Genomic DNA, 14,216 nt, shown 5'->3' on the forward strand with positions numbered 1-14,216 from the left:
TCCCTGTGGGGTTACAGACCTGGAATAAACGCGCTGTCGCGCGCGGGGGCGGGACGGGGCTGCCGGAGCAGCGTCCAGAGCAGGGCGGCCCCGATGAGATCGAGGAAGCCCAGCACGTCAAAGACGAGGTTGTAGCCGATGCTGGCCACGGCCGCGCCGATGAGCAGCGTGCCGGTAAAGCCGCCCACGCCGCCGATGAGCCCGGCAAAGCCGGTGACGGTCCCGACCTCGCTCTCGTCGAAGTAGTCCCCGGACATGCTGATGACGGTGATGGAGGCGCTCTGGTGGGCGAACCCGGCGACGCAGAAAAGGGTGATGGCCATCCCGGCGCTGGTCACGTGGTTAATGAGCGGCACCAGGGTCATCAGGAGGGCCGCAAAGGTGAAGGTGATCCGCTTGGCGTTGACCAGGGTTACCCCCCAGCGGTTGAGCATTTCCGCGCAGAACCCGGCGAAGAGGCAGCCCACGTCGGCGGTGAGGAACGGCAGCCAGGCGAAGAGGGCAATCTGCTTCAGGTCAAGATGGCGGACGCTGACGAGATAGAGCGGCATCCAGAACCCCAGCGCCGCCCAGGTGGGGTCGGCAAACATCCGGGGCAGCGAGATGGCCCAGAGGTCACGGCGGGGCAGCAGGCTTCTGATCGAGACGCGGCGGCGGACCACCGGTGACGTGTCCCGGCCGATCAGGGCGAGCTCAGCGCCCGACATCAGGGGATGCTTCTCCGGGGAGCGGTAGGCCACAAACCAGAGGACGGCCCAGAGGATGCCGAAGACGCTGGCAATGACGAAGGCGACCCGCCAGTTGTAGTGCAGGATGGACCAGGCGACGACGGGCGGGGCGAGCATGGCCCCTGCCGAGGTGCCGACGCTGTAGACCCCGCAGGCGAGCCCGCGCTCCCGGGCGGGGAACCACTGGGTGGAGACCTTCATCCCGGCGGGGTTGAAGGTGGATTCGGTGAGGCCGATGCCGAGGCGCAGTATCATCATGGGGATCCAGGAGCTGAAGAACCCGGTCAGGGCGTTAAACACTGACCAGAGGATAGCCATGAGGGAGAAGACCGCGCGCACCCCGAACCGGTCCATGATATAGCCGGCGAAGACCCCGCCGACCGGATAGGCAAAATTGAAGGCGGCGGTGATCCAGGAATACTGCTGCTCGGTAAAGCCGATGTCCTTGAGCATCGTCGGGGCGGCAATCCCGAGCGTGTTGCGGGACAGGTAGTTGGTGATGGTGCCCAGCATGACCAGGACAATAATGTACCATCGCAGATTCTTGATTTTCATGGTGTAGGGCCTCCTTATCTGAGGGGTAAGGAACAGATTTTGTTGTTATTTCCGGGCGCGAGCGGCACCCGGCATATGCCGGGGGACCGCCAGACACCGGCGTCGGTAAACACAGGCCAATCGTGAGAATCAGGTTCCTCCCTGTTGTCGGGTGAGCTGAATTCAGGCAACAGTCATCCCCACCCGGTGAAGGATGTTGTCAACGCGTGCTGTCAGGCCCTCGCGGGCACCCGCTTCGGCGACGTCCGGTCCGTCAGGCCCGAACCGTCACCTGCCCGGCGTCAGGTGAAGAGCCCCGTGGCGCAGGCCCAGCCGATGACCACTGCCAGGGGGCCGGTCAGCTGGCGGGAGAGCAGGAAGGCCGGGACCCCGGCGGCAATCGTGGCCCGGGTGGCCCCCTGGGTGGCGAGCCCGACGGGGATGAAGTCGCACCCGACCTAGACGTTGATGGCGAACAGCGCGGGCAGGGCCAGGGCAGGGGGCAGCGTCCCGGCTCCGATCTGCGTCCCGATGACGACCCCCACCACCTGGGTAAAGGCCGCACCGGGGCCGAGCAGGGGCGAGAGAAAGGGAAAGCTGCAGATGACCGAGAGCAGCACCAGCCCCCAAACCGAGCTCACCAGGGGGGTGAGCAGGTGCGCGAGGGCGGTTCCGACCGTGGAGTCCTCGGCGAACGCCATCAGCAGGGCAATGAGGGCCATAAAAGGGAGAATATCCCGGAGGGCCACCTGGATCGCATCCCGGGCGGCGTCGCGCAGCAGGGGCAGCATCTCCCCGAGCAGGGCGGCGAGACGCACTTCGGTGGCCACCACGCGCCGCACGCCCCGGAGGGGTTCCGGCTCCTGATGCACCACCGCGTCGTTCACCGGGAGGGTGAGCGGCTCCGGGTCGGGAAGGGTCTGCCAGTCCGCCTGGGCCAGCTCGGTGAGGGTGACGCCGGAAACGAAGGTGTCATCGTCGATGAAGCAGGCGAGGCGGCCCCGGTAGCTGCCCGGCCGGACGTTGATGACCGGGATATGCTTCTGCGGATACAGGCCGCAGAGGAACGACCCCGGATCGTCCAGGACCACGCAGAGGACCTGCTCGTCCGGGGGCAGGATGGCGTAGCCGTTGACCAGCTCAGACTCGGTTAGGGCGGCGAGCTCGATGGCCACCGGGTGAAAATCACCTCCGGTGAGGCTGAGAATGACGCGCCCGCTGCGCACCGGCAGCCAGAGGCCGGTGCCGGTTCCGCCGGGGCCGGGCCGGACGTGGATCAGTTCCATGGGTATCCCTCCTCGATGATAAAGTCGCCCCGCAGGTCGCGCATGTCCGGGGCTGGGCCGCCCAGGTGCAGGGCGGCGTCATGCAGGGGTGTCAGGGCGTGGTCGAAGCACATCACCAGCAGCCCGGTACTAAAAAGTGACTCCCGGACCCGGTCTCCGGTGGCGGTGATGAGAAACAGCCGGTGGCCGAGGCGCAGCGCGTCGCCGGGCCCGAAGGGCTGCTGCTCGTCCCGGAAGGTGCACTCCAGCGGCAGGGCGTACGCCCGCAGCCGCCCGGTCATGCTGTCCGGACAGGCAATCAGGATCCCCCGGGTGAGCCAGCGTTCGACATACGTTCCCGGCTTGCGAATGCGCGCGCGATAGAGCTGCATCAGGCTTTCCTCCTTGCCGAGAGCCGGAGGAAAATCCGCTCGGTGACGATGCCCCGGATGAGCCCCACCACCACGGCCGTGAGTACGTAGCGCAGGGCCAGCTGGGTAACGGAGAGCCCGTGGGCCCGGAGCCCGGCGCAGATGCTGAGCCAGGCGACCAGCTCGGGCGTAACCACCCCCGGAAAGGCGGTGGACATCGGATGGGCCAGGGTGGTAAGCGCATCCTCAAAGCCGGGTTTGCTCTTCTCGGGCAGCACGAACCCGAGCGCCAGCGCGCCGGGGGCCCGGAGCAGCAGCCAGCCGATGACGGGCAACAGCCCGTAGGTCAGGATGCGCGAGCGCCCGAAGGTTCTGGCCAGCGCTTCGGTCCGGGCGGTCCCGGCGAGGCGCAGGGTGACCGTCAGGAGGATGCGCAGCAGCACAAAGGCGGGCAGGACGGTCACCGCCAGGGTGATCAAATGGCCGTAGGCGCAGTGGATAAAGCCAAACACGCCCCCGGTCAGGCTGAGCAGTGTCATGTTCAGTCCTCTCTGGATGAAAAAAAATCCGGGGTGCCCGGGCTAACCGGACGGGAGGAGCGAGCATTGACGGCTACAACAGTCAGAGCCCCCGGGAACAGTGGCGGTACAGACTTCGCCTGCTTAGTTTTTTCAGGGCGAGCGCAGGCGTGGCATTTCAGCCCTGTTTATGCGATTCTCAGGAGTTAAATTTGCAGAGTTTAAGTGCCTGCATTTTATACAAGACAGTTTATCGAAAAATAATACGATTTAAAACCATGAATCGCATCATTTTTCGATTCATTGGCATTCAATTGTTGAAATCTATTCAAAAACAAAAGGTTGTTGATAATGGATATGACGAAGAAAAACACTCAGGAACTGCCAAGCGGTAGTGAGGACTCTTTCGGAGTGAGATTATCAATAGCTATGAAACTTTCAGGTGATACTAAAAGTTCTTTAGCTCGAAAGTCTGGTCTTTCAGAAGCTGCTATTAGGGGTTATTTAAAAAACGAATCATCTCCAAGTATTGCCCAACTTCTTAAGTTATCTAAAGCTTTGGGTATTAGAGCTTCTTGGTTAATAGGCGAGGGTGAAGACCTTCAATCAAAACCCGATCTAGAACAAGATGTATCTTTACTGGTAATGTTGTTCAGGCATTTGTCAGGAATGCATCGGCGTATGACCTTAAAGCTAGTGTTATCGGCATTAGCAAATCAATATCATGATGTGAGCGAGAAAGATTTAGAAAACCTCACATCTCCGGTTATTGACATGGCAGTAAAGATCAATACTCTGAACCAAGCTGATAAAGAAAAACTCATACAAAATCTCGGAATTGATCTTAATTTTGATACAAAGTCATAAATAGTACTACTAATGCTATTAAAAAATAGTTTCTAGATCGGCTTATATTTCATGATGATGATGGAGGACTATTCCAGCATGTCGATAAAAATAAGATGGTATTTTGAATTACTTAACAGCATGTCATCTCGGTGACATTATGACAGTGCACAAGAGTATTAAAACGTGTACTTGACGGCGTATCTGCTCAGCTGGAAAGCGATGTGCGAGAGTGGGGAAGGGGTATTGCTTAGACTTCAAGAATCTTAGGTTCAATTCCGGCCTTCGGCACCAAAAGCATGTAAATGGACCTCAACTGAGGTCTTTTTTTATGTCTAAAATCCAGCATTATTCATGACTTTCTTAATAAAATATATTATTTCCCGTATTTTTCAGATAATAAGAGCCAATGGCTCTGTCATTAAATGAAGATATGAATCTGTTTTATCTGCAATGATTCTCCCATTTATTATATCTAATATTTTATCCATAGCCTATAACCCAAGCCGGTGTTTCATCCGGCAGATACTTATGCTTGCGCAGTGTATGGCGTGCCAGAATACGCAACTGTGCGCGGATAGAAGAGCATTTTCAGGCCGAGCGAAGCAAATTATCAACCCACAAAATATCTCGGTGACCGGCCACAATTCTTCGAGCAAAGGCCGACAACTCCGCACTCTCAGAAATATAATCAGCAAGAGCACGCACATGTTCTGAAAACGAATTATCGATATCCACATTTCCAGATTCTGTTAGCGGGAATAACCTATCGGCGGCATCAATCTTTCGCGTTATTGAAACAGCGAGCGTCTTGCGTTTGTCAACAAGATCAGAGTGATCCAAGTGGTAAAGCCTGATTGATTCAACTGCTCGCCGATTTCGACCGCCATGTTTTTCCTCCGAATATGTCGGTATGGGCCTTCCAGTTTCGTCAAAATCTATAAGGCCAGGTTCGTCTGGCTTGCATGGGTCCAATAGAATTGGTGCCTCATTTGCTTCATCTGCACAGCAAGTTGCCCGCTTATTCTCATCATGGAGGGGGAAATTATCTCCTTTTCCCCCTGTCTTCTCGCTTTCTTTATCCGAGCGCACACTGTTGCAGAATGTACATGCGAATCTATAATTGGAATGGTTAAAAGCCGACCACGGATATTTGCTCTTTGGACGAAAGTGATCTACTGCTCCATCAGACCGTTCCTGCACAATCTCGCAATAAAAACATTTATTATGAGAAAGCTTCATTAATGGTCGCTTTAGATCGCGCCATATATCTGAATGATCTTTAATTTTTCCAGGCCCATTTGCGATAGCGGCGTTTGCACGTACCTGCCAGCCATCTGGTAATTCCAATAGCTCCAGATTAATATAGCGCACGTATCAATCCCCCTTCTTATTCAAGGCATTCTGAACTAGACGGCGAGCTTTCTCAGCTTCGTCAGGCAGCTCTTCCCTTTCACTTACTGGCATCTCCTCCTGATCTAACCTTCGCAATGCCTCTTTAATTTCGGGATCGCGCACTTCATAGCGGAACCCATAAGTTTTGAGCTCTTCGTTGATTTCCTTCAGCGTTTTCCTGTCATCTTTACTTAACACATCCTGTCCACTGAGATGTCTCTTCCTCGCAAGCAGATCTTGGGTATGGGTGTCTAGGGCCGCGCTCAGTCCAAACATTTCACTTGTCATCACACCCGCATAGCCCATTCCACGCGGGTGCGTGTCCGGCTCTGCGGCCGAAATCGCCTGAGTATCCTTATCACGCGTAAGAATCTGAACTTGCTCCTTCTCAAGCTCAGCTACGGCAACTGGATTGTGCGTTGCCAGAAGAACATGACTACTCTGCTTTTCTGTCCCATTCACATTCAAAAAATTGCGGATATGTTGAAGATATTCGACGCTCCATCTTGGGTTAAGGTGCGTATCGGGCTCGTCGAGCAGAAACAGGCTTTCCTCTTCCGCTGTGAAGCGAAGCAAGCCTAGTACAGTTAGAAGTTGCTGTTCGCCTTCGCTCAATTCTCGGAATGTAACAGACCCATCATTTTTCCGCAGCTTGATCCTGATTCGTACCTCGTCGATTAACTCAGAAACATAGGTACTTTCCAAATCTTGAAAGAACTGTGCGGTGCTCTTACCCCCAGCAAGCTTGCGCAGTGCACCAAGATCTTTCACAAAAAGATACAAGAACTCCAGTTTTCGCCAGTTCCACAGGCTGACCTTTTCCTTGCGGGTGATCCGCAATGGCGCAAGAGATATATCGTAAAGCGTCGTCAAGAAATCGGCTACGACGCCACGTGCATTCCAGAAGCGTGGATCGCCGTCATTGGATGTCCATGATGGCTGTCTAAGAACAAAGAGAACGGATTCGATTCCCCCCTCTTCAAGGCCGAGCTGTTCTTGCAAAAATTTGTCTGTCAACTCGGCGTTATTCACTATGAAAGACAGCAAAACAAAATTGCTATGAACTGGAAGCGCATAGAACAGACGCTTCAAACCAGGATTTTTTCCAGCCCGCAGGTCTCTATCGTACCGTTCGAGATATTTGTGAAAAACCTTTTCCATCCTTTCACTTTGGCCTGAATAATAGCCAAATACAAACCTCGGTAGATAGCCGTCATCTGGATCTCGCAGCTTGGAAAGAGCCAAGGCCTCGCCGGGGGATTTATCAAAGCTGAGGGAAGCAGGCGGAGATTTAGCATCAGTATTATAGTTTGCGAGCTTAATGCGATATGCTTCCTTGCCCGCTGGATCTGCATCAATCCGAACCCATTTGTCCTTGATCTGATAGCAAATACGATAAGCAAAGGACGGTTTGTTTTTATTCCCCTTCCCATCCTCACCCATGATCAGGTCCCGGAATAGAACTGTAGCTGCCTCCAGAACATTTGACTTGCCAGTCCCGTTTCTGCCAATCAATACAGTAATCAGGTGCCCCTGAGCGAAGTCAATAGTCAGGTTTTTCAGGTTTTTATATTCGCCAATCCATAGCCAATCGATACGCATGATCACTCCTCACTGATCGGCATCAGCCTTAACCAATCTTCATTTCCCCGGCGCTCGACCTCAAGGACTCCATTTTGCAGGTGTATTCGCAGCTCGTTGTAGAACTCCTCAACCGCATCAGATGTCGCGCCATCGCCAATGCCCAACGCTTGTGCTGCGTGACTAGCTGAAACCCAACCTTTTTTGGATTTCATAACCTCAATCAAATTCGCCATTTTCGCCCCTTTCTTAATTGGCTTGTTGGGATGCGCTGCCGCCTTGCGTCCTGAGCTTGTTTTTTCCTTTATTGCCGTGTTTTCTGTCTTTATCCTCTCGATCAGGATTGAGGCGGGCTCATCATTCAGATTTTGTGGAACAAGCTTTCCACTGAATGCTGTTTTAAGAATAGACGCGTCAAGTCTAGTAAGCTGATTTGATGCTGCAGAGTATTCGTCAGATATACGGTCTAGCCAAGCAAAAGCGATTTCAATCCGACGGACAATTTCTGCTTGTTGCTCTTTTGGTGGCAACGGCAACGGCGTGCTGTTGAGCTCTTTTTTATTGATTTTTGGTAGTACAGTACGTCCTTCACGCAAGGCAGAGAACTGTGCGAAATCCTCGCTAACAAGCCAATAAAGCAAAAATTTTGCTTCTAATTGCGAACCAACATTTATTGGGTACATGTCTGCGCTGCAAGCGCCGTCAAAGTCGACAAGAACCGCTTTTCGGAGATAAGGTCGAATTTTTGAATACAAAATCTGCCCCGGATAAAATCGTTGTTTGGCGCTTGTGACGCCGTCCTCTCCAATCGTCTGATATGACAGAAGCTTCGCCGTGCCGCTTTGGATGTTGTTAGGTGCAATATGTGGCAAATCAAGAATGCTATCCGGGCGGACCAAACTCGCAGCAACAGTAGCAACCTCTTCAAATCTTACCCAGCGCCAGTCTGCTGGTAAGTTCCAGCATCGGCTTTCGGGTAGGGTTGTTTCGCTCTCTATCTTTCCGATCAATCTGCCGTTAAAAGAGAGAGCCAAAAAACGCGCCCTGAATTTTTCAATCAATGCTGGGATATGATCGAGTGCATCGCGAGCAGAGGCAGTTCGAGAATTCAACTCATCAAGCTTGGCAACTATCCTTTTTTGTTCCGCGAGGGGGGGAACAAAGACCTTTGCGTCTAAAATGTGCGTTTCCAATACCGCAGGATAAAGCGTTCCACTTTGAGATTTTGAAATAGATGCGATAAAGCGTTCACAACGAACCCAATTGAACAGATATTTTGGTGTTATCGCGTTATTGGCACGAAGTGGTACAATTCCAGTGCTCGTTAATTCGCCATCTAAATCCTCAGTTACTAGAGCGATATTTTTAAGATATGTTCTTACCGTTGCGAATAGAACATCGTCAGTTTTGATTAATCTACGTGCACGGGAGGGAGCCTCCCGCCCGAGGAATTCCTTTGGCTCTGTTATCTTCTGTATCCGATTATCAATGGCGCCGATATCGACATATCGAAATTGCCTCTCAGGTTGCCGCTTGGGATCAATACTCTCATATGGTTCGACAACCATTTTCAGGGTCGTAGACGCCCACCCCTTTGGTAAATCACTCATGCCCACCACCCATGTTGCGGCACGAACATGTTGCCAGTCGTAGCTGCGCTGTTTTGAACCCTTTAATTTCCAGTACGGCTGCTCCAACAACCAAAACCGAATGGATAATTTGCGTAAATTTTCCCCCCATCGTCATTCGTTAACCTCAGAAGGTTCAATGAGCTCTCCGACGACGGCTTCAATTTCATTCATTGCCGATTGAAGATGAGAAAGGATCAAAGCGGCAATCTCCTCTGGAGTTTCCGCAGCATCCTCGGCATCACCGCTTTCATCGCGCAGCCAAGAAATAGCCAAACTATCATCTCGGTCAGCAATTTCCTGTCGTGAAAAACAACGGAACCGTCCACTTTCTCCTTGATCTACGCGCTTTGACTTACCTTGCGGATCATTTCCGAAGCATTTCTCAAATTCAGAGAAGTGCGCATCGAGCAACGGTGTAGTTTTCCCGAATACAGGCATGTTTGAACGCAAGTCATAAAGCCAAATAGACTTCGTATTACTATCCTTCTTATTTCCACGGCTAAAAAACAGAACATTTGTCTTGACGCCCGCACTTGCGAAAATTCCCGTTGGGAGCCGCAGAACTGTGTGTAGATCGCACTTATCCATTAGATCGCGCCGCACTATTCTGCCAACTCCGTCATCTGACAGCACATTGTCCGGCAAAACGACCGCAGCGCGTCCACCCGGTTTCAAGCCAAGATATATGTGCTGAAGGAAGGCCAATTGTTTGTTGGCATTGTTGTGTGGGAGATCGGTGCGAAGCGATCGTCTGCTCCCGGCCTTGCTCCCAAATGGCGGGTTCGCAAGAATAAGATCGGCGGGCTTGAGCCCATTAGCGTCGTCCGTCAGCGCATCACCGTATATGACCTCGGCATCGAGGCCATTAAGAAACGTATTCATCAAACAAATCCGACGGGTATTTTTTTCAATTTCAACGCCTTGATATTTCGGGGGCGTTTTCTCATATTCCTGTTTCGTATTATCCGAACGAACAAACCGGTCCGCTGCAATTAGAAATCCGCCACTTCCAACCGCTGGGTCCTGAATTATCTCGCCCAATTTTGGTTTCATGGCTCGCACCATGGAATTAACCAATGCCCTTGGAGTGAAATATTGACCTGCTCCAGAACGCACATCCTGCGAGCTCTTTTCGATAAGCCCCTCGTAGATGTGTCCAAATTTATCACCCGAGAGATCATTCCAATCAATTTTATCTATGCCATGCACTACGGCGTGAAGATTCTCGTCATGCGAAAAAACCGTAGTGGGAAAGGCGTATATTGCCTGGATCGTTTCACTTTCTGCGCTAGTACCAAGGTGGGTCAGCATCTCCTGATAGAAGCCCAGCAACCCATCTTTAGGATGACACAGGAGGTCTTTCCAGCGGTTGCCAGATGGCAGAAGACGTTCAACACCATTCTCTTCTGCAATTTTGAGGAAAAGGAGATACGTTAATTCAGACACGTATTGGTGATAGCTGATCCCATCACCACGAAGAATGTGGCAAAGGTTCCAAATTTTCTGAACTATATTATTCTCATTTTTCATATGTTGCTTCTTTCACTCTAACTACCTGAATGCAAAAATAAACTTGTCCGCCGAGAACGGCTCTCTCTACGGTATTCATCCTTGGCCCTCTGGAACAACTGGCCTGCCGCTGGCATTCTTAGTTTGACCAGCATGCTTTGCTTTCGTCGCCGCTATGTATTCCCGCATGAACTCTCGAATGACCTGCGCGGCGGGACGATCCTGCTCGCGGCATATCTTGAGAAATTCTTCGCGAAGCTCCCGCTCGACACGGATTCGCATTCCAGCATCTTTTTCTTTCATGGCTCCAAGTGTAGCCTTTGGATACACATCAAGCCAAGTCGAAAGTCCGCAAGGACCCGAAATCATACGGACTTTCGCTAGCGGGCGTTTTGCCGGGGGGGATCACAATAGAACATTGTAAAGGATCTGAGTTCTGTCAAAATCGGGCGGAATGTCTCCATACAGTGTAGAACTGGTTCTCCTGATACTTTCCCCAAATGAGCGTTCTTCTTTTCTGTATGCCTTGGTGCGTTCTTTGGCAAAGTATTCCAGGTGGCGCCGTAACTTCAGAAACTGTTGTCCAAAGCGGTCCACCCGAATACGCTCCAGATAGTGCGGAACATTGGTGAGGTTAACCAGCGTCCTGTATTCCTGAAATTGGAGCAGGCCTAATGCACTTAACTGGCCTGCTCCCTGTCGATCAGTATATCGTGAAGGTAGCATTGTTTTGTCAGCTTCCGCCTCTTACTGAAAAGGCCATATCAAATGAATGCAGGACAGAACAGGACTGGCTAGCAGCAAGAAGAGGACTGTTGGGCATCTGATCTGCATGAACGGCTGATCTCTGAACAGAATATTCGCTCATAGGGCTCTCGCCTTTGAAATGCAGCGTGAACCACAAAAAGGCCTGTCATTGTATACCTGGAGCCGGAATAAACTTAAGCTGGCTCGGCCTGGCGGAAGAGGGCAGGATCAAGTTATGACAAGTGACTATATACAACCCTGATACAGCGGCAACCAAATAATACCGCATGTGTAATCCAAGGATCCTCCCTCTTATCTTCGAGATAGTGCCATCATCCACGCTAGCTGGGTGTTGGCCATCACATGATTCTCTTGCTACGAAAAGCGATAAGTTACGCTCGTTACTGACGGCAGGAATCGTGTAAAAATCACTTTTGCTGAATGCGAGTCACCGCGAGTCTGCGCTGAGGTCAGTGACGCTCTGATTCATCCGCTCAGTAAGACAGTGACTATTCCTCCGATTCGTCATAAACAAGGAAAGACCATGTTCGGATTCTTTAAAAAGAAAAAACCTGACGCTGAGACCGGGCAAGGTCCACGACTGACGGCAAACCAGTTTATCGCGCTGACGCTGAGTGATGAAAAGCTGTCGATGCCTGTTTACCTGCCGGGGATCCGCAGTGAGGCCGAATGTGACGATCTGGGGTTATGGCCTCTCATCTACATCTGGAATGTGGATCGTACTGCTGGCACGTTCAGCCTTTCTGTTAACGGTAAAGCCATTGCCCACCTCCTGGAGCCTTTCGTCTCCCGTGAAGATCCTGCGTATGTTGAAATTCGCGATCAGGCAATGAGGGTTATCTCCGAGGCTTCAACGCAGTCTGTGCTGGCAACCATAGAGAAAACCGGGCTCATGCCCGATGTTTTGTTCGCCTATGACGCTGAGAACGAATGATTGCTATCACGGCGGCGACAGAAGGATGGGAAAATCATGAGAGAGCATGTCAGCTTACGAGCCGGCATTCCCGGGATGTGACTCTTGCTTTTTCAACGTTAGTGGACAGGGGATTTCTTGTTGCCAGCGGTTAAAAGCGGGATAAGTCATATTGCCTGCCAGGCATGGAGTTACCCTCTCCGGAAAAGGTCTTTGCTAATGCGTTAAGCTCAACAACAAACTTTACGCATAGCATCCAGGACTTAACGCATAGTGAGATTGGCCTGTTCCCCATTGTTTAATACACCCCACACAAGAAATGTCTTTCTGAAGCCACTGTCTACTCCTCGCACAATAAATCTCGCGGCAAGACTACATCCGGGCCAGAGGGGGGGGATTTTGATGAGGTTCAGATTAAAACGCATCACTTTTTTCAGGACGTCATTCGATCTGACTGGCGATGAGCGTATCCACTTAGCTCTGTACCGGCGTCAGCAGCTCAACATCGGTTTCGGTCAATGAACGGGGACAATTAGGTAAGCAGTCGGGCCCGGTAAACACTGACCTCAGCGGAAGACACAATCTGTCTCTCACATTAATTCCATATGACACCTTGAGATGCGACTCCGCAGATTTTGCGAAGGAAGTGATAAGCCTTGTCTGACCTATTCATCCTCTGAAACAGATGGATGCACGACCAAATTGCTTCCTGTAACCTAAGGACGAAGACCGCGGCTTTACCCCGTTTAATCACCTCATCGCCTTTCGCATAATGGACTTCGACGCGCCTCGACAAAAGGATTTCTTCATGGATCTCTTCCCTGATATTGAACAGGCTATACCCTTACCCCATGAAGAAGTGCTCCGTTACATGGTATGTAAAATCCGTGATAACCGGTCGGAAGAGTGGCTTGCTGAGATATGCAGGAAAAACAACCTTTCTTATATCTACCAGGAGTATCTTCAGAAGGGAGTGCTGAAGGCTCTGGAGGGTGAACCTGATGTGAGCTTTTATCCACCAAGGCTAACGATAGAGCTGGTGCCCCGGTCATGCTGGTTCGATAATGTCAGAAGTGCGGTCTCTTCATCGGACTGGAAACGGTTACGCCAACAAACGGCCAGAACAGCAGGGTGGAAATGCCAGATCTGCGGCGGAAAGGGACCCCGATGGCCTGTGGAGTGCCATGAAATCTGGCATTACGATGATGACAGGCAGTGTCAGACCCTCACCGGACTCATCGCATTATGCCCATCCTGCCATGAAGTCAAACACATGGGGTTCAGCGAGCTCCGGGGTAAAAAGGACGAAGCGGTGGCGCATCTGGCTCTCGTCAACGGCTGGTCCCTTCAGGGGGCATTTGATTATGTGGATGAGGCCTTTGACGTATGGCGCGAACGCTCTCGTCACGCCTGGCAACTGGATATCACGTGGCTCGAAACGCAGGGGATTAAACTCCGGGATGAGACAGCATCAGAGGGCGACAACATCCCGGCTGAGGATCCGCTTTCGCTGGCGCCTGAGGTTCCGCCTGTCGCGGTGGAGAGCACTGCGGTGCCTGTTGTAGGGGAACAAGAAAACATTTCCGGCGATGTGCGGCCAATCCTGAAGGACAACCCTCTCTCCCGCTCATCCCCCGTAGGGTCAACGTTCTGGTCAGTCTGCCAGCGCGTGTTCTGCCAGGTGAAAAAGGTGATACGGAAGCAGTGGTGATTAAACCTGTGGCGACGCATTCCCGGTGAGAGAGCCGAATGCGTTTAGCGCCGGATGAAAACGCATCACTTTTTTTCAGGATGTAATTTCGATCTGGCTGGCGATGAGCGCATCCACTTTGAGCTGTACCGGCGTCAGCAGATCGACATTGGTCTCCGGTACATGCAGGAAGACGATGAGGCTGTAGCGCGCTTCAGAATCATAGCGCTTCAGAGCGCGTCGTGTTTTTCCAACCACACTGCCGCCAGGCAAGCGGTTTGGTTGTGGGCAAGGGAAGGGCATAGCTTTCCCAGGTGGTATGTCATTGATATTTGCGTTTGGGTACTGTCGTCCGCTTTGTGCCAAAAACAGGCGTAGTGAGCTGCCCCCACTACAGTAAGTTTTAAATGCAAGTGTTGAACTCTTGCAATTAACGGCCGATGATAAGAAAAGAATAAAGTAAAATT

General features: G+C 52.0%; 13 protein-coding genes and 2 pseudogenes. 4 read left to right on the top strand and 11 right to left on the bottom strand.

Annotation, left to right across the window (positions count from 1 at the left end; translation table 11 throughout):
• Positions 1–11 precede the first annotated feature (11 nt).
• The 4 genes and pseudogenes from L6R44_RS12000 to L6R44_RS12015 form a co-directional block, all read right to left on the bottom strand.
• A complete protein-coding gene (locus L6R44_RS12000) occupies positions 12–1,283 on the bottom strand; it encodes an MFS transporter (RefSeq protein ID WP_237424338.1) in 1,272 nt (423 codons plus the stop codon).
• 281 nt (positions 1,284–1,564) lie between these two features.
• Positions 1,565–2,548 (bottom strand): annotated as a pseudogene (locus L6R44_RS12005) (PTS glucitol/sorbitol transporter subunit IIB).
• Positions 2,539–2,919, bottom strand: a complete 381-nt coding sequence (locus L6R44_RS12010; protein WP_237424339.1) for a PTS glucitol/sorbitol transporter subunit IIA — start codon at positions 2,917–2,919, stop codon at positions 2,539–2,541. Before L6R44_RS12010 ends, L6R44_RS12005 begins: the two are co-directional and overlap by 10 nt.
• On the bottom strand, positions 2,919–3,437 hold the full coding sequence (locus L6R44_RS12015; RefSeq protein ID WP_237424340.1) for a PTS glucitol/sorbitol transporter subunit IIC: 519 nt from the start codon (positions 3,435–3,437) through the stop codon (positions 2,919–2,921). Before L6R44_RS12015 ends, L6R44_RS12010 begins: the two co-directional genes overlap by 1 nt.
• A 330-nt stretch (positions 3,438–3,767) precedes the next feature.
• On the opposite strand from L6R44_RS12015, the gene L6R44_RS12020 reads away from it, so the two are divergent.
• A complete protein-coding gene (locus L6R44_RS12020; RefSeq protein ID WP_237424341.1) occupies positions 3,768–4,283 on the top strand; it encodes a helix-turn-helix domain-containing protein in 516 nt (171 codons plus the stop codon).
• Positions 4,284–4,853: 570 nt separating this feature from the next.
• On the opposite strand, the gene L6R44_RS12025 is transcribed toward L6R44_RS12020, so the two are convergent.
• The 6 genes from L6R44_RS12025 to L6R44_RS12050 form a co-directional block, all read right to left on the bottom strand.
• Complete coding sequence (locus tag L6R44_RS12025) at positions 4,854–5,636, bottom strand: retron system putative HNH endonuclease (protein ID WP_237424342.1); 783 nt, start codon at positions 5,634–5,636, stop codon at positions 4,854–4,856.
• Positions 5,637–5,639: 3 nt separating this feature from the next.
• A complete protein-coding gene (locus L6R44_RS12030; protein WP_237424343.1) occupies positions 5,640–7,259 on the bottom strand; it encodes an AAA family ATPase in 1,620 nt (539 codons plus the stop codon).
• 2 nt (positions 7,260–7,261) lie between these two features.
• On the bottom strand, positions 7,262–8,848 hold the full coding sequence (locus tag L6R44_RS12035) for a restriction endonuclease subunit S (protein ID WP_237424344.1): 1,587 nt from the start codon (positions 8,846–8,848) through the stop codon (positions 7,262–7,264).
• Between the two features lie 132 nt (positions 8,849–8,980).
• Positions 8,981–10,399: a class I SAM-dependent DNA methyltransferase gene (locus tag L6R44_RS12040; RefSeq protein WP_237424345.1), complete on the bottom strand. Its 1,419-nt coding sequence runs from the start codon at positions 10,397–10,399 to the stop codon at positions 8,981–8,983.
• Between the two features lie 75 nt (positions 10,400–10,474).
• A complete protein-coding gene (locus tag L6R44_RS12045) occupies positions 10,475–10,681 on the bottom strand; it encodes a hypothetical protein (protein ID WP_237424346.1) in 207 nt (68 codons plus the stop codon).
• 102 nt (positions 10,682–10,783) lie between these two features.
• Positions 10,784–11,104: a YagK/YfjJ domain-containing protein gene (locus tag L6R44_RS12050; RefSeq protein WP_237424347.1), complete on the bottom strand. Its 321-nt coding sequence runs from the start codon at positions 11,102–11,104 to the stop codon at positions 10,784–10,786.
• 565 nt (positions 11,105–11,669) lie between these two features.
• Here L6R44_RS12050 and L6R44_RS12055 point away from each other — a divergent pair.
• From L6R44_RS12055 to L6R44_RS12065, 3 genes and pseudogenes are all read left to right on the top strand, one after another.
• Positions 11,670–12,080: a hypothetical protein gene (locus L6R44_RS12055; RefSeq protein WP_237424348.1), complete on the top strand. Its 411-nt coding sequence runs from the start codon at positions 11,670–11,672 to the stop codon at positions 12,078–12,080.
• Positions 12,071–12,337: pseudogene (locus tag L6R44_RS12060) on the top strand (AAA family ATPase); the annotation flags it as partial. The gene L6R44_RS12055 and the pseudogene L6R44_RS12060, both read left to right, overlap by 10 nt.
• 530 nt (positions 12,338–12,867) lie before the next feature.
• Complete coding sequence (locus tag L6R44_RS12065; protein WP_237424349.1) at positions 12,868–13,770, top strand: HNH endonuclease; 903 nt, start codon at positions 12,868–12,870, stop codon at positions 13,768–13,770.
• Between the two features lie 75 nt (positions 13,771–13,845).
• Here L6R44_RS12065 and L6R44_RS12070 read toward each other — a convergent pair whose 3' ends face one another.
• On the bottom strand, positions 13,846–14,007 hold the full coding sequence (locus tag L6R44_RS12070) for a hypothetical protein (protein WP_237424350.1): 162 nt from the start codon (positions 14,005–14,007) through the stop codon (positions 13,846–13,848).
• Positions 14,008–14,216 lie beyond the last annotated feature (209 nt).

This window comes from Enterobacter cloacae complex sp. ECC445 (assembly GCF_021892025.1).
Classification (GTDB): Bacteria; Pseudomonadota; Gammaproteobacteria; order Enterobacterales; family Enterobacteriaceae; genus Enterobacter; species Enterobacter chengduensis.